Origin of the sequence: Paenibacillus sp. FSL L8-0470, from assembly GCF_038008625.1 — a bacterium.
Taxonomy (GTDB): domain Bacteria; phylum Bacillota; class Bacilli; order Paenibacillales; family Paenibacillaceae; genus Paenibacillus_AQ.
In genome coordinates this window covers 1,361,800-1,384,091 of the sequence record NZ_JBBOZM010000001.1, presented here as the reverse complement: position 1 = coordinate 1,384,091, position 22,292 = coordinate 1,361,800, and the positions used below count along the sequence as shown (strand labels likewise).

Annotated in this window: 23 protein-coding genes; 2 read left to right on the top strand and 21 right to left on the bottom strand. The window is 50.0% G+C overall.

Annotated features, from left to right (window positions below; all coding sequences use genetic code 11):
- Positions 1 to 200: 200 nt before the first annotated feature.
- The 13 genes from NST99_RS06430 to NST99_RS06370 all read right to left on the bottom strand — a co-directional run bounded on the left by NST99_RS06430 (position 201) and on the right by NST99_RS06370 (position 12,516).
- Complete coding sequence (locus NST99_RS06430; protein WP_341090465.1) at positions 201 to 2,477, bottom strand: hypothetical protein; 2,277 nt, start codon at positions 2,475 to 2,477, stop codon at positions 201 to 203.
- A gap of 1 nt (position 2,478) precedes the next feature.
- Complete coding sequence (locus NST99_RS06425) at positions 2,479 to 3,069, bottom strand: hypothetical protein (protein ID WP_341090464.1); 591 nt, start codon at positions 3,067 to 3,069, stop codon at positions 2,479 to 2,481.
- A gap of 346 nt (positions 3,070 to 3,415) precedes the next feature.
- On the bottom strand, positions 3,416 to 3,913 hold the full coding sequence (locus NST99_RS06420) for a hypothetical protein (protein ID WP_341090462.1): 498 nt from the start codon (positions 3,911 to 3,913) through the stop codon (positions 3,416 to 3,418).
- Between the two features lie 20 nt (positions 3,914 to 3,933).
- Entirely contained in the window at positions 3,934 to 4,314 is a 381-nt protein-coding gene (locus NST99_RS06415) for a hypothetical protein (RefSeq protein ID WP_038587089.1), read from the bottom strand.
- Positions 4,315 to 4,329: 15 nt separating this feature from the next.
- Entirely contained in the window at positions 4,330 to 4,473 is a 144-nt protein-coding gene (locus NST99_RS06410; protein WP_156130821.1) for a hypothetical protein, read from the bottom strand.
- A 6-nt stretch (positions 4,474 to 4,479) separates the two neighbouring features.
- Complete coding sequence (locus NST99_RS06405) at positions 4,480 to 4,689, bottom strand: hypothetical protein (protein WP_341090461.1); 210 nt, start codon at positions 4,687 to 4,689, stop codon at positions 4,480 to 4,482.
- A 59-nt stretch (positions 4,690 to 4,748) separates the two neighbouring features.
- Positions 4,749 to 5,618, bottom strand: a complete 870-nt coding sequence (locus NST99_RS06400) for a hypothetical protein (protein WP_341090459.1) — start codon at positions 5,616 to 5,618, stop codon at positions 4,749 to 4,751.
- Between the two features lie 11 nt (positions 5,619 to 5,629).
- On the bottom strand, positions 5,630 to 6,679 hold the full coding sequence (locus NST99_RS06395) for a hypothetical protein (protein ID WP_341090456.1): 1,050 nt from the start codon (positions 6,677 to 6,679) through the stop codon (positions 5,630 to 5,632).
- 13 nt (positions 6,680 to 6,692) lie between these two features.
- Positions 6,693 to 8,276 carry an ATPase, T2SS/T4P/T4SS family gene (locus NST99_RS06390; protein WP_341090453.1) on the bottom strand — a complete coding sequence of 528 codons (1,584 nt, stop codon included), beginning with the start codon at positions 8,274 to 8,276 and terminating at the stop codon, positions 6,693 to 6,695.
- Complete coding sequence (locus NST99_RS06385; RefSeq protein WP_341090452.1) at positions 8,273 to 9,337, bottom strand: hypothetical protein; 1,065 nt, start codon at positions 9,335 to 9,337, stop codon at positions 8,273 to 8,275. The genes NST99_RS06390 and NST99_RS06385 overlap by 4 nt, the downstream gene beginning before the upstream one ends.
- A 17-nt stretch (positions 9,338 to 9,354) precedes the next feature.
- A complete protein-coding gene (locus NST99_RS06380) occupies positions 9,355 to 10,146 on the bottom strand; it encodes a hypothetical protein (protein WP_341090450.1) in 792 nt (263 codons plus the stop codon).
- Between the two features lie 298 nt (positions 10,147 to 10,444).
- Positions 10,445 to 11,341, bottom strand: coding sequence for a formyltetrahydrofolate deformylase (gene purU / locus NST99_RS06375; RefSeq protein ID WP_341090448.1), 897 nt, complete (start codon positions 11,339 to 11,341; stop codon positions 10,445 to 10,447).
- Positions 11,342 to 11,388: 47 nt separating this feature from the next.
- Positions 11,389 to 12,516 carry a deoxyribonuclease IV gene (locus tag NST99_RS06370; RefSeq protein WP_341090446.1) on the bottom strand — a complete coding sequence of 376 codons (1,128 nt, stop codon included), beginning with the start codon at positions 12,514 to 12,516 and terminating at the stop codon, positions 11,389 to 11,391.
- Positions 12,517 to 12,686: 170 nt separating this feature from the next.
- Here NST99_RS06370 and NST99_RS06365 point away from each other — a divergent pair, with 170 nt between their 5' ends.
- Entirely contained in the window at positions 12,687 to 13,151 is a 465-nt protein-coding gene (locus NST99_RS06365; protein WP_341097578.1) for a DUF2621 domain-containing protein, read from the top strand.
- A 72-nt stretch (positions 13,152 to 13,223) separates the two neighbouring features.
- A complete protein-coding gene (locus NST99_RS06360) occupies positions 13,224 to 14,126 on the top strand; it encodes a TIGR01777 family oxidoreductase (protein WP_341090444.1) in 903 nt (300 codons plus the stop codon).
- Between the two features lie 35 nt (positions 14,127 to 14,161).
- Here NST99_RS06360 and NST99_RS06355 read toward each other — a convergent pair whose 3' ends face one another.
- From NST99_RS06355 to NST99_RS06320, 8 genes are all read right to left on the bottom strand, one after another.
- Positions 14,162 to 15,817, bottom strand: coding sequence for a DUF6382 domain-containing protein (locus tag NST99_RS06355; RefSeq protein ID WP_341090441.1), 1,656 nt, complete (start codon positions 15,815 to 15,817; stop codon positions 14,162 to 14,164).
- A 17-nt stretch (positions 15,818 to 15,834) separates the two neighbouring features.
- Positions 15,835 to 16,347: an A24 family peptidase gene (locus tag NST99_RS06350; RefSeq protein ID WP_341090439.1), complete on the bottom strand. Its 513-nt coding sequence runs from the start codon at positions 16,345 to 16,347 to the stop codon at positions 15,835 to 15,837.
- 25 nt (positions 16,348 to 16,372) lie between these two features.
- Positions 16,373 to 17,431, bottom strand: coding sequence for a TadE/TadG family type IV pilus assembly protein (locus NST99_RS06345; RefSeq protein WP_341090438.1), 1,059 nt, complete (start codon positions 17,429 to 17,431; stop codon positions 16,373 to 16,375).
- A 14-nt stretch (positions 17,432 to 17,445) separates the two neighbouring features.
- Positions 17,446 to 19,701, bottom strand: coding sequence for a hypothetical protein (locus NST99_RS06340; RefSeq protein ID WP_341090436.1), 2,256 nt, complete (start codon positions 19,699 to 19,701; stop codon positions 17,446 to 17,448).
- A 72-nt stretch (positions 19,702 to 19,773) separates the two neighbouring features.
- On the bottom strand, positions 19,774 to 20,436 hold the full coding sequence (locus NST99_RS06335; RefSeq protein ID WP_341090435.1) for a TadE/TadG family type IV pilus assembly protein: 663 nt from the start codon (positions 20,434 to 20,436) through the stop codon (positions 19,774 to 19,776).
- Positions 20,433 to 20,624 (bottom strand): Flp1 family type IVb pilin, encoded by a 192-nt coding sequence (locus NST99_RS06330; RefSeq protein WP_038587051.1) that lies wholly within the window; start codon positions 20,622 to 20,624, stop codon positions 20,433 to 20,435. The genes NST99_RS06335 and NST99_RS06330 overlap by 4 nt, the downstream gene beginning before the upstream one ends.
- A gap of 13 nt (positions 20,625 to 20,637) precedes the next feature.
- Positions 20,638 to 21,510: a type II secretion system F family protein gene (locus NST99_RS06325; RefSeq protein WP_341090433.1), complete on the bottom strand. Its 873-nt coding sequence runs from the start codon at positions 21,508 to 21,510 to the stop codon at positions 20,638 to 20,640.
- 13 nt (positions 21,511 to 21,523) lie between these two features.
- On the bottom strand, positions 21,524 to 22,264 hold the full coding sequence (locus NST99_RS06320; RefSeq protein WP_341097577.1) for a type II secretion system F family protein: 741 nt from the start codon (positions 22,262 to 22,264) through the stop codon (positions 21,524 to 21,526).
- Between the last annotated feature and the right edge of the window lie 28 nt (positions 22,265 to 22,292).

The window sequence follows — 22,292 nt, the reverse complement described above, 5'->3', positions numbered from 1 at the left end:
ATCTAATATCAAAGTACCGTTTCTTATAATTCCGTATTCATCGTCGGAATAAGATAAAGTATCACTCCATGCGGGTATGATTACATCTGCATATTGGATAATATTTGTATCCAGAGCGTTCACTTTAGCTGTTCCCGGAAAAGCTTCCGGGAACACTGAAAGGACCATCAACCAGCAGAGTAGTACAGTTACGATCCGTTTTACCATGTCCAATCCCCTTCGGGTCCAAGATTCACTACCTCCACAATTTTCTCATCAATATGCTGATCCGATGAATCGGCATGTCTCCGATCTGCTGCTGTCACAAATTCATCAATGGTCGGTTGATTGAAGCTTTCATAAGCAGTGTGCCGGATCTCATATCTACCCACATGCGAAAGTTCCAAATTTAGCCGGTGCTCATTTGCATCGCTGAATACCACCCAGGATTCGTCAGCAAAACTCTTATCGTTGTCCGAATCAAAACGATACTCCCACACTCTGCGGCTGATGATATCGCCGTCAGGCGAATAGGACAGATCATCCAGAGTGACTATCGCTTTGTTCCCCTTTTGCGGATCGCGGTAAACTCTCCCCGGTGTGGAGAAATACATGATCGGAGGATCGTCCGGCACAATTTCAAAGGTGACTTCGTTCGTTGCGCTATACCCTAAAGTGTTCTCTACATAAATGGTAGCCTTATATAGCCCCGGCTCCCTAAATAGAACATCTTTTTGATAGATACCATTTAAGCTGCCGCTATACTTGATGGCTGCATTACTGCCTCCAGCCCCGGCCACCGCAGAAATGGTGATTTTCGTTTTATCCGTTTTGATTGGATAATGTTTCGGGCTGGTACTCTTGTCGATCAGCGTCACTTTGCGATTCTGCTTCTTCGTCCCGCCGATCTCCAAGAGTGCTTCCGGAATCGGCTCAATGACCCGGACGAAGGTACCGGCACTGTCGATCATCATGTCCTTGTCCACTACCGTAAGCCCAATGGAATTTTGCCCCACTCGTTCGGAGGGATACCACAGGGTGGCCAAATCTCCTTTTTGAGAGTAGGACACAAAATTCGCTCCCTCTGATGCGAAATAATAACCGATGATGTCTCCATCCGGATCATAAGATCCCGAACCATTAGCAACAAGTTCATCCCCGGCTTTAACGATAGGGTTAGCAAAAATGGAAGCTACAGGAGGCCTACCCTTTGGAGTTGGCGGTTCTTCGATATTAGGAGGGAAGCTAACGGTGGGTTCGCCCTTATAAACTTCCACGGTAGCCTCTAACTTTTCGGAGAGCTGATCAATCTTCCCCTCTTTCGTTTCAATCGGCTTGCTGAAGCGTACCGTAACCCGTAATTCATAAACCTGCTGATAATTATCTTTACTGTTTTCAACTTTCATCTTTGGGATCTTAAATTTACTAAATGCCTGACTGCTTGTTTTACTTTTCTCAAAACTTTTCTTGGTGTCTAACGTACTGGGGCTTTCTTTTTCCTGTGCATAAAACACCCATTCTGCGATGTTAGAGGAATTTTCATACCCCGAAAGTATTCCTTTTAGGGTCAAATTGACCGGCACATCCGCATTAGCATACTTGAACGGATTGGGATCGGGTTTGTTAACGACGACTAATCCGGTAAGGGATGGTCCTTCTTGAAGAGCATATTCAAAGGAGACGTTGCCGGCATAGCTGTAAGAAGTCACTTTTGCCGTTCCAATGAAGTAATAAGGAATTGTGACGTAATACAGTCGGCCGAGTACCCATGTACCTTTATCGAAACTTTCAGGAACAGCTTCATTAGTAAAATTAGCGGTTGGTGTGGTGTAATGGACGCTATATAATTTATCGTTAATTTTACTGACCGTTCCTGAGCCAACCTTCATATTTTCTTGATACATTTCAATGCTGGACTGTACAACGTTGCTATAGGGGACAGTCTGTATTCCGTCTAACTGATACCAAGTGGCTGTACTCGGATCTACTGGCTCAGAATAGGTTGTTACTGGTGTCTTCGGTGGGACTCCGGAGGGAACAGATGAATCATCGGCATTAACGTTATAACTATACTGAGACCTACTCTCAATCCTATAATCATTTATCTGCCACCTTTTACCGTCGGAATAGCGCCAAATGGAATTACCAACTGTTGAGACAAACTTTTCTATAAACATTCCATTTTTACCTTTTACCGGAATGGTATCGGTCTTTTCATCGCCCTTTAGTGTGACTTTTATCTTTCCATTCTCCGTAGTTAGTGATCCAACCACATCATTATTGCCATTGTATTTTAGTGACCCTGATTTTATCGATGCAACAGTTACGCCACTGGGAAGATCTAATAGAAAGGTCTTTGCACTATTATTGGAACCTGTCAGACCTGTTTTTGTGGGGATCGCTACAGATGACGATTTTGCATCAGCAGCTCTTGCTGAGTACGTAAAAATTGGGAATAACAACATAAAGCAAATGAGAATAGTGACTGTTTTCTTCATTTTACTGCACCATAGGTGTAACATACTTATAATCGCGAACCCCTTTGTTTTCAACTCTGATAAAAACCAAATTAAAAGGTCCGTCATAACCATATGCACTATATGATGTAAGTTTCTTACCAGGGGCTAGACTCCATGTCCATAAAGCTTCTGTATTGTTATTAAAATCCGCCATTTTTAATGGCATAGACTTGTATGCTTCCTCTCCAAAATTCAACCTCCACTTATCACTCAAATCTTTCGAAGAAAATTGCACAGCGGCCTTACTGTTATTCGCAATCGTTATTTTCGTCCAAATGAAATACTTCTGGTCACCGGCGTAACCGTATTTCTTTATCAGTGCCTGAGCTGCTGCAGACTTTGTTTCCATGATCATGATCTTCTCAAGTGTATAACTAAAACCCCCAGCCGTGACAGTCACCGGCAGCTCAATATCCTTTTTCAGACCATAACTTGAAAGGTTGTCCCTTACAACTGGAGCAGCTGTAGCTGCCGATTTTGCTGCAGCTGCGTTTGTAACCACAACCTGCCCCAATACTCCGCTAAACAACATCGATCCTGCTAAGGCTACTATAATCATTGTCTTTTTCATTTTGAATTTCCCCTTATATTCATATTTAGTAAGGCATCTATTAACAGGATCGATAACTATACCTGTGGGAGACCTGGATAAGACATCAATAGTCTTATTCAAGTTAAGCTGTCAAATGGCCCTCCCTATCCAACGAATCTATCATCTCAAAACAGTTCGTTGATCTTGTACTTACCGATTACACTGTTGTCTCCGGATTTCTTGATTTGTACCACTCTTTACGGTTGAAATCCGGAGACAAAGGCGCTCGCTATCGCTCCTACAGTTTCAAAATCCCCCTCCTGCTTTAGTCTCTAGCCAGTTCTTTAGTTCAACTGATATAGCAGATATCCTGCATCTGACAAAATCACTCATTCAGCTTATACTCCTGCACCGCCGGTACAATAATGGCCTCCTGAACTTTAGCTCTGGTGACCAGCACCGGATGTTTGGTCTCAATAACAGCGATGACCGAGGGGCCTTGTATGTATTTGGCGATGCCATGAGCGCTGTCTTCGTAAAGGAACGGGAAATTCACTCCAGTCGATTCATCCACAATGTCGAACTTTACAATCTTCACCTGCGTCTGGAGCCTGCTGCCTGCCAGGGGGGAGAGGCCGCCATCGAGGCCCAGATTAATCTGAAGCGACTGCCGGAAGGTGGCGTAAGCTTCAGCAGGGTCGATGATCAGACGGCCTTGTGCCCGTGCGGCTTCATTCAGTTCCTGTGATGCATCGTGGACAGCCATATTGTTGGCATCCTTCAGCATACTGCGCAGCATGTCCCACTCCTGATTCTGGATCTGAAAAAACCAGGAATAAATAAAAATCAGCAGAACAAAGGCCAGCTTAATAATATAATCCATAAATTAGATTCATCCCTTAATCAGTCAAGATACTCACTCATGATCGATCCATGGCCATAATAACGTGTTGGTTGAGACATACCTGAGAAATTATAGGGAAACAGGTTCATCCGCGGTGCGGTCACATACACATCAAGCCGCTGTTTACGCTCCTGCACACTCGTCGTGCTGCTTGTGATTGCAATTGAAGCTTCAGGAAATCCAACTGCCTTCAGATTCGCAATGACCTCACTTCGCAAGGAAGCCGTAACCATGCCCTCTGTTGCCGCTTTTTGCGTAATATAGGAGGTGTTGGCTTTGACCTGCAAATCCAGCAAATAATCGATGTACGTAAAGATCGGCTGCAGGATGATGAACAAGACAAGCCACATAAACAAAGCGCGGAGGACGGTTGCCTTCAAACTTAACGCCCCCTTTTAATACTGCTCCACTTGCTTGGTATGTGTAATGATATCGTCCTGGCTTCCGCCAATGATATCTGTTGCTGCCGCAATAAAGATCCCCGCAATCACAAAACCGATAGCCAGAAACATAGCGACTGAAATGGAGTCTTTTTTCATATCGTCTTAGCCCACTGGATGGGGTAAAATATCACCCAGAGCCATTTGCCCCGGCTGGGCTGGTTGAAGCATAGTTACACCGGGGATATCGGGTCTGTTATCATCTGCCTTAGAGACCACATCACGTACCAAAGGAACCAAAATGGCAATTACAATAGCAACACAGAGAAATCCGATAGCGATGAACAGTCCAGTAGAAATAGCGTCTTTTTTCATTGTTAATATCTCCCTTTTAATTGTATATTTTATAGTGATGCTTGAATATAACAAAAACCTCACTGAAACATCCCCACACCGTTAAAATTGCCCTTAATCAGCATGATGTACTGCATGGCTAGCGAGACGATCATCAGGAAAGTGGCAAGCGACGGGATCACGTTGATAATGGTGGAAACGTCGCCAATAAACGACCATTTTTTGAGATATTGATCGCTGGAGATTTTGGTAATGATCTTGCCTTGTTCCCGCAAATAGTTCGCCGCTTCCGTGTCATCATCCATCCCCTCCGTGGCCAGCAGGATTGAGCGGATATCGTTGATAAAAGCATGGCCGTCTGGGAATTTACCGCAGAACCATTCGATTGCACGCTCGTTACCCTCATCGACTGCCCGTTCGGACAGCTCATATAAATCCTGGCGGATGTATTGGAAATGGCTGGCCGTTCCTGCACAGAAGGCACCAAACTGCATGTACCCCCGCTTGCGCAGCCGGTTGTTCTCGTAGAGGCGGATGAAGGAGATCAGTTCACCGTCTTTTTGAATCAGCGCTTTCTGATGCAGCCAAGCGAGCAGCCAGCCAAACGGCAGATAACGCAGCGGACTGGTGATGAGCAGAATCAGTAAAGCAATCAGCAAATCATAGATAGAAAAGGGAACTGCACGGATGAAATCACCCGTCACCTGAACTGCTAAATAAATCAATGCCGCCGAATAACGAAACAGTGTGATTTTGCTTGCAGATATCGAGAGGCCGCTGCCATGCAGTAATTGCTGCAGCCGCTCATTTTGCACACGTTCCCCCAGCGCCTTCCACTTCACGCCTAACCGGTGAACATATCGTTCCTGCCTGCTGCTGCTGCTCACAAATACCAACAGCGAGAGATATACAACACCAAGTATTGAGATTAATAGCAATAATCTATCCATAGTTCATCACCTTAGTGGTAGTCCAGTTTGGGTCTGGCGAGAATGGTACTAATGATGAAAGAAATAAAAAGCCCGGAGATAATGATCGTCAGAAAAATAATGCCGACTGAAGTTTCAAACTGCAGCTTAAAATAAACATCAGGCTTCAGCATGTAAATAAAAGTTCCGACAGAGGATACGAGCACTATCAGGTTGCCGTACAGCCCCAGGCTGATTGCATCCCTGCTCCCGGCTTTTACCGTCAGAATCGTCTCCCGCTGCTGCTCCATGGACCGATTCAGCATCATGAGCGAGCTTTTTAAATAACGGGTGCCTTCCTTCTCGCAATACAGCAGGTCCGACACGAATTCTACAGCGAAGGTTGTCCCGATCGCCCCGGAGAATCTGGCCGCTTCCTCATTCAGCTCACTTTCATTGCTGTAATTAGCGAATGCCGCGCCCAGTAACCGTAGGGGAGTCTTCAGCACATTATCTTCAGTCAGGAAATCAGACGTTCTGGACAAAATAGCATCTACCGATAAATGCGTGAATTTGGTAGAAATTTTGATGACATCGAGCAAATCGTAGCTTCCGCGCACTTTTCTCTGGGCATAGGTGTATCTCATCCGCAAATAGGGAACGCTCGCTGAGATTGCTGCCACAAATAACGGAAGGCGCCAAGCGCCTTTAACCGGCAGCCGTTCATTGAAGCTGATCCCCTCCAAAAAAGGATTGCTGAAGCTCATCTGTCCCGGCAGCTCTTTTAACGTCAACAAACCGGACAAGAAAACCGCTGTGAACAGAAAGACCGTCCGCATGGAGAAACGCATGACACTGAGACCAGGCTCATATTTCCGGTGTGAGAAATACAGCAGATCATCCAGATGCCGGTACAGCCACATTCTTTTTTTAATCCCGCTGACCTTTTTGCCGAAAAGACTGACCCTAAGGTTCATCCGATAGTCTATTTTTTGTCCGAACTCCCGCAAATGCCGATCCACAAGCGGCTTCACCAATAACCAGATGCCCCAGACAACCAGCACATGAAGAGCAAAGCGGATGATATAAAAGATCAGCTCCACACTCTCCGCCCCCTCATTCGTTCAACACAATCCTCGATTTCAGGCTTTCCTTCAGCGGCCCTTCCATCGGTTTCATAGCGGCCAGATGCCCCAGTTCATGGAGAAGCAGACGTGTTGCCTGCGGATTTTTCTTTTTCATCTTGGTCATCAGGGCTGTTGTCAGCTTGTCATTATAGCTCCAGGCGGATTTCTCATCCTCCCAGCGCATCAGATCATTGGCAAACACCGAATTGCTGCCTTCTTCATAAAAAACCTCGGAAATCCGGGCCAGCCGCTTTTTCCCGTCCGGAACGCTTTCCAGAATAAACACCAGCTCACAGGACTTCAGCGCAGAGATCAGATGTCCCTTCAGACTGCCTCCGATCCGTGTGGACACGGCAAAAGCGCCCTGATAAGGAATATCCTCCGAATCCACCGTATGAAAGGTTCCTGTGATGCCGTCATAGCCCTTTTCCCCGCTCCACAAGTAAAATTCCCATTCGTTATAGCGCATCTCCGTCATATAGAGGATATTGGGATCATGCCGCAGTGACTCTACCCCGACTTCCATCAGCTCTTCGTTGGCAGCCTGGATCGGAATGATCCGGTGACCTTTAATCTGATACGGCAAAATCGACTCCGGATGTTTCTCGATCATCACCACTCCCATACAGGAGGTAGAACCGAGCAGCTGCTCCCCGACAATCGTGTTGGCAAAAGTGGTTTTACCCGAACCTACTGCTCCGGCAATAATCGTGTTGCGGAACGTGCCCGCTAACGCCCGGATCAGTTCAATTGCTTCGGCAGGAATACATTCCGTACCGGCCTGATCCTCCAGATCCAGAAACTCCACAACCTGGCGGCGCAGCGAGATGGTCGTAAAGCCGTCCCACACCCTTGGCGACACCCAGATCGCAAGCCGGATGAACCGTCCGGGCCAGAGCGGATCATCCATTTTGAACTCTACCGAAGGATTGTCCTTGTTCAGCTTTTTGTTGGGATCACTTTTCAGCAGGGAGCGCTTCAGCTGCTCGACCCGGTCAAGTGAAGGCATTTCATACGGATAAGGCACAAATTTCCCGCGATGGTTATAAAAAATTTGCTTACCGATCATCTGCAGCCCGGTAGATTCGCTGTACGCCCGGTCCGTGAACCAGCGGTAGGCTGGCCCAAAGCCCTTCCATTCGTGAAAAAGCGCTTCTGCCGCCGTCCGGTATGCCTCCGGCAGCTTGCCGGTGAACGGTGTTTTGCGCAAGTATTTCTCGATCTCGTTCATAAAAAAGCTAACCGCCTGCGGATCACCGATCAGCGCCTTTCCATTCAGCTCAAAATAGCTGTCATCCTCCCGCTCCAGTCCGGCGTTCATATCGTTTTTCATCTTTTGCAGGAAGCTATAAAAGTCCTCCTTGCCCGGCTTGCTGGTGCGAAGCAGACTCTGCTTCAGCGAGAAGGGCCGATGGGAGTCCAGATAACTGTGCCGGTTATTCGGCTCAAGACCGGACGGACTATTGTCCCCCGTATACGGACGAGGGTACAGGCTACCTTGCTGCTTTCTGTGATCTTGCTTCTGGCCCGGCTTCTGTTCTGTTTGCCACATCTCTTCCCGGTATTCGATCATTGAAAAATCCCTCTCTTTCGGGCTTCCTGCGCCAGTCCAAGACTAACCAACAGGGAGTGGACCTTGTCGTCTACCTGCTGAAGCTCCTTTTTGCCAAGCGGCAGTGATTCCAGAAAAGGCTGATAATACGGCAGCTCAAGCAAAATCTCACTGCCGAACCGCAGCGCCAGATTCTTGGGCGAGGTCATCTCTTCGACATTGCTGCGGTTTATAATCCACTGGAAGTCCTGCGGATAGAGGTCCATGTGTCCGGCCAGTTCCATCAGGGGCTGAAGACGATATTCGTGTTTGGGATGGGTTACGATCATCCGGAGCACTGATTTCTGCATTCCTACGTACCACGCAGCACTTTCAGGAATGGAACCGAAATCGGCAACCACCAGGTCTGCGTTCGCCCTAGCTTCCGCGAGCAAATATTCGATCTCCTCCTCCTGATAATCCTGTGCGCTTAAGTAATCGAAGTTACCCGGCAAATAGCTATAGCCATCCTGCTTAACCAACCCTGCGAAATCCTCAGGGTGGAGCATCTTGCCGGTAATGCGCGGCCGCAGCCTGTCCAGACTTACGGCCGTTTTGGGATCATAGCCTGGATCATACAAATCCAAACCGAGCAAAATCACACGCAGTCCTGCTGCCGAAATCCTCCTGGCGAACAGCTTGGCCACACTTGTACAGCCAATGCCCGGACCCGATCCGAAAAAGCCGACCAGATTTCCGCCCTCCTCGTGTTCCTCCTCCAGAATGTACCGCAGCTTCTCCACCACCGCCGATGATGTTGAGCGGGGCGGAATGAAGAATATGCCAAGACTCTCACACAGCATATGTATAGACTGATAGCCGCGGACTCCCTTTTGCAGATACATATATAAAATAGTTGAACCCGGGTATCCTTGGCGAAGTCCGCTTAAAGCTGCAACAGGTACCTGCTCGCTTGTTACCATCAGCAGGTGCCCTTCGGCATGCTGGGCTTCGGGCAATACACTTTGTGTGATGACGGTGAACCCGGCAAGCTTGATTTCGTTAATGGTTAGCTGATCCATACCGAGACTGAAAATTTTCAAGACTGCCTTCCTCCTTTCTACTCAACTCGTACAATCCATAGCTTCTTCCCTTGCTCCAAATATTGTCCCAGCAGCTCACCGTCGCTTTTCTTCAGCTTCAGTTCCGGTGCTGCAACCTTGCCCGTGGAAGTAAAGCGGTTGTTATTGTTGCCGTTCTCTGTATCCAGCACATCATTGTTATCCTCTGTACGTACATAGTTTACAGTGACACCGCTAAGAAAAACCTGACGGGCAGGCTCAGCCGGCTGGGCGGCCTTATTTGCTGAGTTGCTTGCCGATGAATCAGGCATCACTCCTGCAGAGTACGCCGGACCTCCGGATGCTTTGGGAGCAATAGGAGTGGCGGTTTCGGATTTATCCGGCGGATCCCCTTCCACCAGATAGATATCTACCTTGTCCCTGCTGCGGAGCGATCCGTTGATTGCAAAGATGGCTTCCTTAGGAATAGGGAAAATCCCCTCATCCTGCTGCGGCTCCAAATCACTGACATCGACCAGCGATTCCGTCAGGATACTGCCGTCCATCAAATTCACATTAGTTATCTTGTGTTCCACCTGCCTGACTTCCGTAATAACCCCAGAGGGAATATCCTTGGTCTGGACAGAATCCAGGTAGAGATCTCCCACTTTCAGCTCATAATTTTTGGGTAAAAAACCACCCTCAGCCACCTTCACCTTAACTACTGTCTGCGACAGCACATACGGCTTGAAATAGAGATCATAGCCAAGCAGACCGCCGAAGCCAATGATCAATATAAGAAAGGCGAAGAAATAATTTCGTTTTAACAGATGTCCCCGCTGTGATCCCAAGCGATTTACCTCCTTTGAAATACGGTTATTTGCGCATGACAAAATGCACTTTGGCATACGTAGCCAAAATGCTGGTAAAATGCTTTTTTACCTGATTGAGAATAAGAAGATTATTAGATTATACATATGAGGTAGCAAATCTTGAGGCAACTGCGGGATAAAGTATCCCGGCTGGAGAAAGGATTCCGGTGAAAGTCCGGCCAACACTGCCGTCAATGACAATAGCAATACAGTTTGAATTCCCATTGGGAAGGATTGGCAGGGATATTACAAGCTGGCTTTCACCGGATGAATTCAATTAATTAAATACTACGGTCTTATTGTGATGAACAAGGATTCTATCCTCAATATGCCATTTGACCGCACGGGCCAAAACAACCCGTTCGATGGTGCGTCCAATACGTTTCAGTTCATTCACATCATCGCTATGGGTGACCCGCTGCACATCCTGCTCAATAATCGGACCTCCGTCAAGCTCTTCGGTCACATAGTGGGCAGTAGCGCCGATGATCTTCACCCCGCGCTGATAGGCCTGGGCATAGGGTTTGCCACCCACAAATGCCGGCAGGAAGGAATGGTGGATATTGATGATCCGGTGCCGGTAATGCTCAATAAATGAAGGAGAGATGATCTGCATGTAGCGGGCCAGAATGATGACGTCAATATCATCGCCGATGACTTCCAGCTGGCGTTTCTCTGCTTGCTTCTTGGTATCCGCCGTAACCGGAATATGATGGAACGGAATACCGAAAGACTCAACGTACGACTGCATATCGGTATGGTTGCTGACAACAAGCGCAATATCGGCATCCAGATCGCCTGCCTGCCACTGCCAGAGCAGCTCTACCAGACAATGATCTTCTTTGGAGACGAAAATCGCCAGTTTCTTCTTATGGCTTACATTGAAAATTTGCCAGTCCATCTTGAACCGCTCGGCGACCCCTCCGAAGATGGACCGTACCTCTTCCAGACGTTCTTCCAGCTTTGGCAAGTCAAACTCCACTCTCATAAAGAACATTCCGCCATCCGGGTCCATTGTATATTGATCGGATTGCACGATATTAGCTCCGTGCTGGTATAGAAAATGCGATACAGCCGCAACAATCCCCGGTCCGTCGGGACAAGAAATGAGCATACGTGCCCGGTTTGGAAATTGTCCGCCTGATGAATGATCTCTTTTCACATGTAATTCCATAATCCCCTGTCCATCCTCTCATCTACTTGCACAATCTGTAGTTTAGCTTAAGCGTTCACGAGAACTTGTCTGCCGGCCAGCCAGGCGATCAAACGCTGATTGATGGCTTCCTCGCTAAGCTGCGGGAACAATCCGGCAGAAGCGATATTATCATATAAACGTTCCAGCGGTTCACGCGGATCAGCCTTTTTGGCTTTGGCATCATTCTTCAGCAGCTCCCACACATCAAGCACATACTTGCGGGAATCGAGCTCCTGCTTGGCAAAGAAAGCATGCAGCTCTTCTACCTCCTGCAGGAATTCTGCTCCGAACCGTTCAGCCACATTGCCGCGCAGCAGAGCAATCTCCACCTCGTACATCGGGCGAAGTGTCTTGGCGTCCTTCCCGATCCAAGGGGTCTCCAGAATGAACGGCAAACCTGCCAGAGCTTCATGGTGAACCACATTGTTGATCGTTTCGAAGCCAATCCAGCCAGACCCAATCGGGGTATGACGGTCTTTTCCCGCTCCGCGCGGATTTTTACTGTCGTTAATGTGGACCACGCCAAGCCGTTTCAGGCCAATCACCTCATCGAACTTCCGCAGCACACCATCAAGATCGCCAACGATATCGTATCCGGCATCATGAATGTGACAGGTATCCAGACAAATAGACAGCCGCTCATTATGTACGACCTTGTCAATGATCGAGGCAATTTCCTCGAAGCTGCGGCCGATCTCTGTTCCTTTGCCGGCCATCGTCTCAAGAGCAATGTGTACTTCTGTCTCGTTCGTACCGCCAAGCACCTCGTTCAGGCCATCGGCAATCCGCTGAATGCCGTACCCGGCATCCTTGTCGGTATACGCTCCGGGATGCAATACAATGTGCTTGACCTCAAGTGCATGGGTACGGCGGATTTCTTCCTGCAGGAAATCAACCGCCAATTGATAGGTGTTTTCCTTGTAGGAGCCCAAATTGATAATATATGGAGCGTGAACGACGATTTCCTCGACTCCGTTAGTCTGCATAGCGAGCTTCCCTTCAGCAGGGTACATCGCTTCGATCGGCTTACGGCGTGTATTCTGCGGAGCTCCCGTATATATCATAAACGAGCTTGAACCATACTCATTTGCTTCATTGGCCGCGCTCAGGAGACCCTTGTCCGCGCAGGACACATGTGAACCTATTTTCAGCATGCCTTTTCCCTCTTTCCTTCACGAATTAACCCTTATTCTACCGTGATCGGGAAAATAAATCTAGGCAAGCTCCCGCGGACGTCTTTCGCTTCGCAAAACTGTGGAAATACGCTATACTTTAGAAGAGATTAAGGATTATGACAATCATCATTGTCAAAGGCGGTGTATGCATGTCTTTTAAATCAGACTTAAGCTTATTATCCGCAATACCAAGCAATTGGTTTATGAACTCTATCGCATTCTGGACTTTTCTGCTGCTGGGCTGCATGTGCATCGGCGGCTATTTCATGTTCCGCAAATTTTTGAAGGTGCTGCCCAAAGCCGACGGCAAGTCCAAGCTGGACTGGCAGAATTATTGGGTGGAGCGCAGCCGTCCGCTATGGAGCGACGAGTCGAAGGCTTTCCTGGATCAGCTTGTGCAGCCGGTGCCCGGACCTTTCCGTGATATTGCCAAACATTCCATTGCTGCAGAGATCGGTAAAATCGCGGTGGAGAGCAATGCTCCGGCAGTCACCCGCGAGCACTGTATCAAAGGTTACATTGTCGCTACCCCGCGGCGTGATAACCGGTTTCTTATCACCTTCCTTGAAAAGAACGGCATAGACTACTCACCTTACCGGCATTTAATCAAGTAACAATCCGCTTATCTCCTGCTGTAGCTATATCACTAACGTCTCTTCAGGACGTCCTGAAACGGAGATTGCCTTATGAAATACGTAATTTGCGGCGGCAGCGGCTTTATCGGAAGAGAGCTTACAGAATACTGGCTGCAGGCCAGACATCAAATCATCATCGTCGGCCGCAGGCTGCCCAAAACCCAAATAATACATCCGGGACTCAGTTACCTTACCTGGGACAGCCTTTCAGAGAATCCGGGTTCTGCTGAAGGTGCAGATGCACTGGTCAATCTGGCCGGAGCTTCGCTCAGCCAGCGCTGGAGTCCAAGCGGAAAGAAAGTTATTATGGAGTCCCGTCTTGAAACCGTTGCCGCAGCCGCCAAGCTGCTGAATGCGCTGCAGCATAAGCCCCCGGTGGTGATCCAGTCCTCCGCTGTTGCCATTTACGGAACATCGCTGGCCGACACTTTTGACGAAGCCTCACCGGTCCATGTAATGGACTTTCCGTCTGAGGTTGTCAAAACCTGGGAAGCAGCAGCGGATGAAGCGTATACAGGGGTTAGGCTGGTGAAACTGCGGACCGGAGTTGTGCTCGGCAACGAGAGCGGTGCATTTCCCAAGATGAAGCTGCCCTATGCTCTCTGCTTTGGCGGCAGAATGGGCAGCGGCAAGCAGTGGCTGTCCTGGATTCACCTTGCCGATATGTCCCGGCTGATCGATTTCTGCATCCAGACTCCCGGAGTAGAAGGCCCTGTCAACGCGACTGCCCCGAATCCCGTTACAAATGAGGCTTTCGGCAAAATGATCGGCAAAGTATATCATCGTCCGCATTGGTTCCCGCTTCCCGCGTTTTTATTAAAAGCAGCTGTAGGTGAACTGTCGGAAATTCTGCTGGAAGGCCAGCGCGTACTCCCTGCCAAAGCCATTCAGCATGGTTTCACGTTTACTTATCCGACCTTGCAGCCGGCTCTGGAACAGCTGAAATCAGAATAGATTATAGATATGCTATCAGCTTGCTTCTGCCAAGGTTAGAGCGAATGAAACGTATAGCAGCCTTTTACAATGGTAAAAACAGATCCTTCGTTCAGCGGGTACTCTTTATAAGGAATCATGGCTTCTCCCTGATACAAGGTGCCGTTCCTGGAGTCCAGATCCTTCAGGATGTACCCCTCAGCACTCTTGGAGATTTCAGCATGCACTCTCGATGCGCCTTCTGATTTCTCTACATATTGGGCTACCTCCGGCGAGCGGCCGATAATGAAGCTGGCGCGGTTCAGCTCAATGATTTCTGCGGGTCCGCTTTCATCCTCACCGCATCTTTCCAGATAAGGAGAGGCAGATAGCGGCTTTACCTCCGGCCTCATCTCTGAAAGATTTTCCCGGGAGAGCAGTGCCGTCGCAGCTACAGCCACCGGCGGCTTAATCCTGCTGCGCCCCTCCATCTCCACTTCAGTTCTTTGTATGCCCGCAGGAACACCAGCATTTGCAGCTGTAGACAGCTGCGGACTAGCTCTGACAGGAGCTTCAGTACGGACTGGAGTTACCGGATTTCTGCCAAAATCCCATTCCAGCTCCCGCTTGGACCTCCAGCTTTTGTCCGCAGCATCTACTTCGCTCTCTTCTTCCTCTTCTGGTTTGCTTCCTCCAAGCACAAGCCTTTCACTCCAGACCAACCAGCAGAATCCACCCAATACTAACGTTGCTATTGCGCAAACTGCCAGCCATAACGGCTTGGGACTATTTAGATAGAGGAACTTCCATAACAATGCGTCGGCCAAAACACCGCCGAGTACAACATAGGTTCTGTTAGCAGAGGACTGGGAAGAAGGACGATGCTCACTGCCCGCTTTATCCGGCTTTGTCTCCTCCTCCTCGTCCTTCCGCTTAAGTTTTGGCAAGTCATTGTTCCATGGAGGTTCATACTGCCGGGTATTGTCTGCAGGTTGTGCATTCTCGGTTACCCCATATACCGAACGCCTTGGCAAAGCGGATGGTTTACCTGCTTCATGTGCACTTGCCTTCTCCTGAATATGTCTCTCTGCAACTGACGGCACTGCTGCCTGGGATATATGAATTTCTGGCGGCAGCTCTGTATTATTCACAGGTCTAATCTCGGTCAGCAGCTCCGAGAGCAAATCCCTTAACCCTGCAGGAGTAAAATCTTCTCCTCCACAATATTGCAGCAGTCTCTGCACACCGCTTCCGGCAAGCTCTGTTACCGAAGCCATCATCACCATAATCAAAGACCTCAGACATTTTCCCGGCCTAGTGGTTACTGTAGGCTGCTGCAAAGGAATGCAGGTCAAGTAGACTCTTCCTCCGTTCAGCGGACCTTCTACAAAAATGTAATCCTCATGCAGCGCATATTGCTCCGCCCGCAACATGTACAGCCGGCCTTCCTCCATTCCCTGGGCAATTTGCAGCAGCAGCCCGAAAAAATCGTTCATGCTGAGCCTGTCGCTTTTCAGCAGATGGCTGAGCATTTTGCGGCGGGACAGGGAATATTCCAAGGTTACCTGCAAATCAATTTCTCTGAGCAGCAGCCGCAGGTGGTACGGAATGCCGCTGTTCATCAGCATCCGGGCCTGAACCATATTAAGCTCGCCCGCAGACAATCCATCCGGCTTGCCGAGCAGCATAGAGATACCGTCCTGCTGCACAAAATCGCGGATCAATCCGAACATCAAGCCTCACCTCCAATCTATAAGTAGAGATATGTACAAATGAACCCCGGAACTACAGCCAGCATAAAGGGAAACCTGAGCATTTCCTTGCCGTTCCCAGCCTTTAATATTTTCGGATTACGCAGCAGCAGAAATCCGGCAGTCCTGCTGACAATACCGCGAATCCGCCTTCCTGCCTCCCGTCTGCTCAAGACAATCATCCAGCCGATTACAGCACCGAATAAAATAGAATACATCATGACCTGCAGCGTGAACAGCACACCCGTCCATGCACCTATTCCTGCAAAAAGCTTAACGTCTCCAGCGCCGACAGCGCCTATAACATACAGGATCAACAGCAATGTAAATCCAACCCCCGCACCGCAGGCAGCAAGCAGCAATCCGTGCCAGCCGCTCATTATGCCTTGCACAAGCAGGCCTGTCGTCAGAGCAGAGACTGAAATCCAGTTTGGTATTCTCATCCACCGGATATCGGTTATTAATGCCGCCGTTAGAAACGGCAGACAACCCCAAAATGCCCATTCCGTCATACATAACATCCTTCTTCCGCCATGTTCATTTCACAACCGTAAATGCCGCCTCCAGGAATGTACCGTCATCCAGACGGACTACAAAAGGCCAGGAACCCGGTGTTGTATTCACGCCGATTTTCCATTCCCATTCGATATAACCGCCTTCATCAGCTTGCTTCCAGCCCAGATATTTGGCCGTGCTCTGGCCGCTTTTATAAAATATCGACAAGTTTGCCGAAGCATTTGGCGGAACTTTCACCCGGATCTTACCCTGATGATTTGCCACCCCCGGATTCGGCTTCGCCAGGACTACAATGGAATGCTGCTCTTCTCCGGCACCGCCGTCTCCATCTGCCCCTGTTTCTCCGGTATCGCCAATCCACAGCCGCTCCACCGCACTTGCCTCCAATACAATGCTCCGGTTCAGAAAGGGGACCTTCATCGGCAGCTCGTAGCTGACAACGAGACCAAAATAAGGTCGTGTGCCTTCCTTCAGCTCCGGAATAATGGCATTGGAGACATGAATCCGTTCATAATCCAGCCAGTCAGATGAGAGATAAGGCTTCATTATTGGCTTCAGCGCAAGATCCAGCACCGCCTGCGACGCCTCAGCCTGAAGCTCCTGAAGCGGGCCTTCACCCCGCTGTATCGCAGCGTTAACCCACTCGTTCAAGGGCTCAGGAAGGTCTGCGGCGAAGCTTTCACTCCATTGCTCAAGCGACAGGCGCGGGATACTCCAAGTCCCGGATGATAACGGGGACGTGCCTCCTGCTGCGCCAGCATTGATTTGCGCAGCTGCATCAGCTTCCCTTCCTATGCTTCCACCAGTGCTTCCTGCTGCAGCCGGCTGACCTGCCGTTCCGCTATCTGCTCCTTGTTCTCCCCCCCACTTCTGCGCAGCCAGTGCCGCCGGATACATGTGGGCCGATATCACCTTGACCGTATCAGAAGCTGTGCTCTGCAAGGCTGTAGAGTACAAGGTCATCTGCACGATAAAAATCAGGAACAGGACAAACAGCAAAAACATGGGGAGAACCATAGCCGCCTCAACAACCATGCTGCCTTCATCCCGCTGTCTGGTTTGGCTCCGCCATTGCTTCATTCTGCAACCTCCCGCTAATATGAAAAATCAGCCTTTACCCCTCTGTAATACAATCTGCCCTGAACATCCCCGGGAAGGCCGGCGCTGTAGTCCACCAGCTTCACTACGCCCGGCAAAAACCAAAGCGGCATCGCCATCTTAATCTCCGCCGAGGCATAGGTGAATTTCTCGGCCGGATTTATTCCGGTGTTCAGCCGGATCAAAGCGAGCATGCGGGAGAGCTGCACATCGCCCCCTCCATGCAGGAGCATGAACAACCGCAAATAATCACGGTAGGACAGCTTTGCAGGCATGTATTTGGACAGCGGGATTTCCCCTGCCCTGCATAGCAGCAGCATATCCTGAACAGCCTGCTCGATTCCGTACAGCAGCGCTGCAGCTAGAATCGCCAGCGGATTGCCGAGACGCGAACTTTCAATAAAGCCCTCCATAGTACGGATGGCCAGCCGCAGCGCAAAGATTTCACCGTACGCTGCCGCCACATTACCCGCAGGGTTATGGAAGCCGTAGAGAATATATTCAAGCTCCTGGGCATGGGGATCAAGCTGGTCCGCAAGCGGCAGTGCGGCGGCACCTGCGGAGCCGGAAGCTACCGGAGTCAACTTTGAAAGATCGAAATGCGGAAAATACATTGCAGAATATTCTGTTCGGAACAGCCGGTCTCTGGCACCCTCCATAACGCTGCCCATTGCGGCATAAATATCGTCTGTCTTTGCCATTGAAGAACTTCCGGCTGCATAAGGATCCGATGTGTTCTGCGCATTCGAGGCTTCCTGGTCCGATCCACTGTTCAGCTGAATGTTGTCCTGATAATATTGGCTCAGCATCTGATAACGTTCCCGTGCTGCTCCGGCGCTGTCGCCAAGCTGACGAATCTGATCCAACAGCTTCATCGCATCGTTCAGCTTGGCTTTTGCCTGCCGTTCGATTTGCTTGCGCTCTCTGTCCGAAGTTCGGTGGGCTTCAATCCTCCTAGCTTCAGCAGCAATGATATCTCCATGTTCACCATAGTTCTGGTGGTAACTGCTGACGGCCTGTAAAGCGTTCAAAACTGCCGTATTCATGCTGCCAAAATCTGCATCCAGCCCCGTGGCTCCACTCAATGCGCCCGGCAACCCGGAAGCTGCCTGCTCCGCTGTCTGAGAGGCAGTTTCCTGAACATTTAAGTCATGCTCCATGGCGCTGACCTCTGCCGGTGCGAGAATAAGCGAATCCTCCTGCTCCCGCATTTTTTTTAGCGGCTCTGTGCTCAGTTCACCGGCACTTCCCGGTATGTCCCAATTCCGGGCACTATCTTCGGCACTACCCGCCCCGTTAGCTCTGGACTGTTCAAGTATGTACCTCATTTCTTCATTCAGCTCCCTGACTCTTTGCAGCGCATTCCCGGCATCAGCGATAAGACGGGTGTGCTCCGTACGAAAAAGAGTCAGTGCTGACGGAATCCTCGGAAGAAACTCCGTAGTTTCTCTTAAATACTCGCTGATCTGACTGCTGTATCTGGAATATTCATCCTCTTCACGGTAAAAATCCGCATAGTATTTGCCGACATAGTCGTCATACATCGCTGCAATGTCAGCCGCAGAAGTGATCTCCCCCAGAAAACGGTACTCAATATGGTCTCCCGGCGGATTCATAATCAGTTCTTGAAGGGATCTTACGCTTTCCGCAGCCTGCTTTCGCCGCTCCATCATAAGATCCAGTGCAGCCTCGCGTTCATCGTACAAGGGCTGCAGCTTGCCGAATAATTGGGTTGAGCGTGAAGCCTCACCCATAGCCGCCGAGAGCGGCTTAAACTTGCCGGCCAGCTCCAGGGCAAAATCAACCGGTGCTTTATACTTCATCTCCTCAGCAATCTGCCTTTGAAAAACATCGTAGCTTCCAAGAGGGCGACTCCAATTCAAGACCGAAGAATCCAGTCCTAAGGGCAATAAATTAAAAGCATCCCCCCGCCCGCTCTCGTATAGATTGTCGTTCAGCACCCCGGACAGCAGCTGATTGCCGTCACTCCCGCCAAAGGCGAACAGGCCATAGCTCTCGCGCAGCTGAATATCATAAGAAGACATTACCGAACGGACTGCGGCTCTCGCCAAACGTTCCTGCTGCACATTAACGGCGGCAATCCGTGCATAATCTATCAGCACAGCGGTGAACAGGAACACGAAGGCCAGTATCATAATCAGGAAAATAGAAACCGATCCCTCCGTTCCTTTCTTTCGCCACGAATTGAACGCTTTTCTTGGACTGCAGGCAGTACCTTTTCTACTCCTCATCCGCGCCCCTCCCTTGGCCTCTTTTGGGTTCCGAACTCTCCTTCACAGCACTCACACCGTTCACAAACGGGATCAGCGCAGCTTCTTCAGCATCTGGGACGCGTCTTTCTTTTCCATCCTTGTTCCGGTATTGCCACTCTCCGTGCCTCCCTTGAACTTCGCGCCATAATAACGCATCAGATCTACTGTTCGGATAAACTCAACAGGCTCTGAAACAACAGACTGGGCTTTCACTTGAGGGTTGGCCTCGTCCGCCAGCATCTCATCCAGCACGGGCAGATTCAGCATTTGCTTCAATTCCGCACTGATCTTCCGGCCGGTTAAACTGTAGGCATAATTCATCTGGCCACTTAAATTTGCAGGAACTATGCCGGAAGATTGCTGAAGCTTAATTACAGGCAAGGTACCAGTACCCTCGGCAGCATTCGGCAGCGTAACAGAAGCCCCGCCGTTCCCGGCGCTAAGCCCGAATAAAGAAGCTAGCAGTCCATCCTCGCCGATCCGCCAATACAGCGAGTCATACTCGCCAATAACAAATGATCCTTCCGTCTCTTTATGGCTGTTGTCCCAATTGTAGGCCGCACGTTCAGTAGCAGCGGAAGCGACCTGCAGCAGCATCGACTTCTGGTAACTGTAGAGGCAGAAGAATAGCAGCAGCATCGTAATACACATGATGATAGGCAGCAAAAGTGAAGCTTCGATAGTAAAGCTGCCTTCGTCATCCTGCAGATTCATGATTCGAATACTTCCTGACTCTTGCTTCCTGCAGTGCTGATCAAGTCTTCTACCACTTTGACAATCTCCTTGCGGAACACCAAAACTACAGCGATCAGTACAGCGATAATCAGGATCATCTCCAGCGTGCCCAGCCCTTCCTCGTCCTTCCACAAGTTCTTAGCGCCTTCTGTTATGAATGTCATCATTCGTCTCATCCTCCTACATTTTCATCATCATAAATGCCGGTGTACCCACCAGAATGATTACAATTAAAAAGATAACCACCATCGGGAACACCAGCTTCGAGGAAGCCTGTTCCCCCCGAATCCGGCTGATCGCCTTCCGCTTCTCCCAGAGCAACCGCGAAAGATCGCGCAGCGACAAGACAAAGTCGGCTCCGCCTCTGCGGTAATTCAGCAGGACCGTGGTTGTAAATAGCGATACCTCCTGTACGGCGCAGCGTTTGCTGAAATTCTCAAACGCCTGCTGAAAGGAGTAGCCGCTCTCCCACTCCCCAGTCATAATCGACAGCTCTTTATAGAGCGGATGGCTGTAATCTCCCTTCCGGCTCTCCACGCAGCGGATAATCGCCCGCTGCACATTCTCCCCGGCGCCGACCAGCAGGACAATACTATTCAGCAGCTCGGGCAGCTCCAGCATAATATTCTGCTCCCGCAGCCTTACCTTCTTGTGCAGATCACTGACCAGTGCAGCGGGTAGAATAACTGCCAGACCAGCCCCCAGGAGAATTCCCGCCTTCTCGCCGCTGAACAGTGTCAGCGCGCTTCCACCGATAAGCAGCAGCCAGCTGTAGCTGAACATTTCACCCATAAAGAGCAGCGTCCGTTCTGCGCTGTAGCGCATGCCGTAACTGCGTTGCAAGGATCGCTGAATTCGGAACATCACCGAAGGAATATGACTGCCAATTCCCCACCGCTCAATCAGCAGCAGGAAGGGCTCGCCCAATCCGCGCAGCCGCAGTCCATCCATAGGCAGACCGCGAAGCCCGGCATAACGGCTGCCGCATTTCAGGCGCAGGAATATCCATCCCAGCCCTAACATCAGAACGGCCGAACCGCACAGCCAAATCATGCTTTCACCTCCTTCACAGCGGGATATCCATAATCTTGGAGGTCCAGAGATAACACAGAAACAGCCCGCCCAGCGCCAGTGTGGAAATTGCAATTCCGGCACCTGTATACATTGGCTGCATGTAATCTCCGGCGGTCAGGCTCATGAACAGCACCATGGCAAGCGGGGAAGCCAGCAGCGCCTTCGCCTCGAATTTCTTCTGGGCAATGCTGACGGCAATGTCCTGCTGGATATCCAGCTTCTCCCCGATGATTGTGGAGGTGCGGCGCACAATCTCCACAAGGTCACCCCCTGTCCGCTTGCAGACAGAGAATACGTCAGCGAACCGTTCCACATCCTCCATGCCTGCCCGTCTGCTGAAATCCTGCAGCGCTTCTTCCACAGGCTGGCCATACTCCATCCGGGCACATATAATATTCAGTTCAAAGATCATATCGCTGCCCCCTTCCGGGTCAAGCATCCGCAGATCCTCTACGGCCTCGCGAAACGCATTCTCTACGGAACGTCCTGCGGACAGCGAAGAAGAGAGCGAAAATAAAGTCTGCTTGAATTGCAGGTTAAGCGCAGACCGGCGGCGCTGCCGCAGGTAGTCACGCAACAGCCGCGGTGCATAAGTTCCCCCCGGCACAAGCAGCAAAGACAGCAGCAGGTTATGGTAGAACAGGTACCCGATGCCGAACAGCAGGAGCCCGCCTGCCAGTATAGCCAGCATTTTCGACAAAGGCGTCAATACATAGACGGTATAATCCGGCAGCTGCGGATTGCCCCCGGTCTCAGCTTCC

Bases quoted from the DNA above. Each gene is read 5' to 3' on its own strand.
- NST99_RS06430 (WP_341090465.1), bottom strand. From the start codon at position 2,477: ATGAAGAAAACAGTCACTATTCTCATTTGCTTTATGTTGTTATTCCCA.
- NST99_RS06425 (WP_341090464.1), bottom strand. From the start codon at position 3,069: ATGAAAAAGACAATGATTATAGTAGCCTTAGCAGGATCGATGTTGTTT.
- NST99_RS06420 (WP_341090462.1), bottom strand. From the start codon at position 3,913: ATGGATTATATTATTAAGCTGGCCTTTGTTCTGCTGATTTTTATTTAT.
- NST99_RS06410 (WP_156130821.1), bottom strand. From the start codon at position 4,473: ATGAAAAAAGACTCCATTTCAGTCGCTATGTTTCTGGCTATCGGTTTT.
- NST99_RS06405 (WP_341090461.1), bottom strand. From the start codon at position 4,689: ATGAAAAAAGACGCTATTTCTACTGGACTGTTCATCGCTATCGGATTT.
- NST99_RS06400 (WP_341090459.1), bottom strand. From the start codon at position 5,618: ATGGATAGATTATTGCTATTAATCTCAATACTTGGTGTTGTATATCTC.
- NST99_RS06390 (WP_341090453.1), bottom strand. From the start codon at position 8,276: ATGATCGAATACCGGGAAGAGATGTGGCAAACAGAACAGAAGCCGGGC.
- purU (WP_341090448.1), bottom strand. From the start codon at position 11,341: ATGGAATTACATGTGAAAAGAGATCATTCATCAGGCGGACAATTTCCA.
- NST99_RS06370 (WP_341090446.1), bottom strand. From the start codon at position 12,516: ATGCTGAAAATAGGTTCACATGTGTCCTGCGCGGACAAGGGTCTCCTG.
- NST99_RS06365 (WP_341097578.1), top strand. From the start codon at position 12,687: ATGTCTTTTAAATCAGACTTAAGCTTATTATCCGCAATACCAAGCAAT.
- NST99_RS06360 (WP_341090444.1), top strand. From the start codon at position 13,224: ATGAAATACGTAATTTGCGGCGGCAGCGGCTTTATCGGAAGAGAGCTT.
- NST99_RS06355 (WP_341090441.1), bottom strand. From the start codon at position 15,817: ATGTTCGGATTGATCCGCGATTTTGTGCAGCAGGACGGTATCTCTATG.
- NST99_RS06350 (WP_341090439.1), bottom strand. From the start codon at position 16,347: ATGACGGAATGGGCATTTTGGGGTTGTCTGCCGTTTCTAACGGCGGCA.
- NST99_RS06345 (WP_341090438.1), bottom strand. From the start codon at position 17,431: ATGAAGCAATGGCGGAGCCAAACCAGACAGCGGGATGAAGGCAGCATG.
- NST99_RS06340 (WP_341090436.1), bottom strand. From the start codon at position 19,701: ATGAGGAGTAGAAAAGGTACTGCCTGCAGTCCAAGAAAAGCGTTCAAT.
- NST99_RS06335 (WP_341090435.1), bottom strand. From the start codon at position 20,436: ATGAATCTGCAGGATGACGAAGGCAGCTTTACTATCGAAGCTTCACTT.
- NST99_RS06330 (WP_038587051.1), bottom strand. From the start codon at position 20,624: ATGATGACATTCATAACAGAAGGCGCTAAGAACTTGTGGAAGGACGAG.
- NST99_RS06325 (WP_341090433.1), bottom strand. From the start codon at position 21,510: ATGATTTGGCTGTGCGGTTCGGCCGTTCTGATGTTAGGGCTGGGATGG.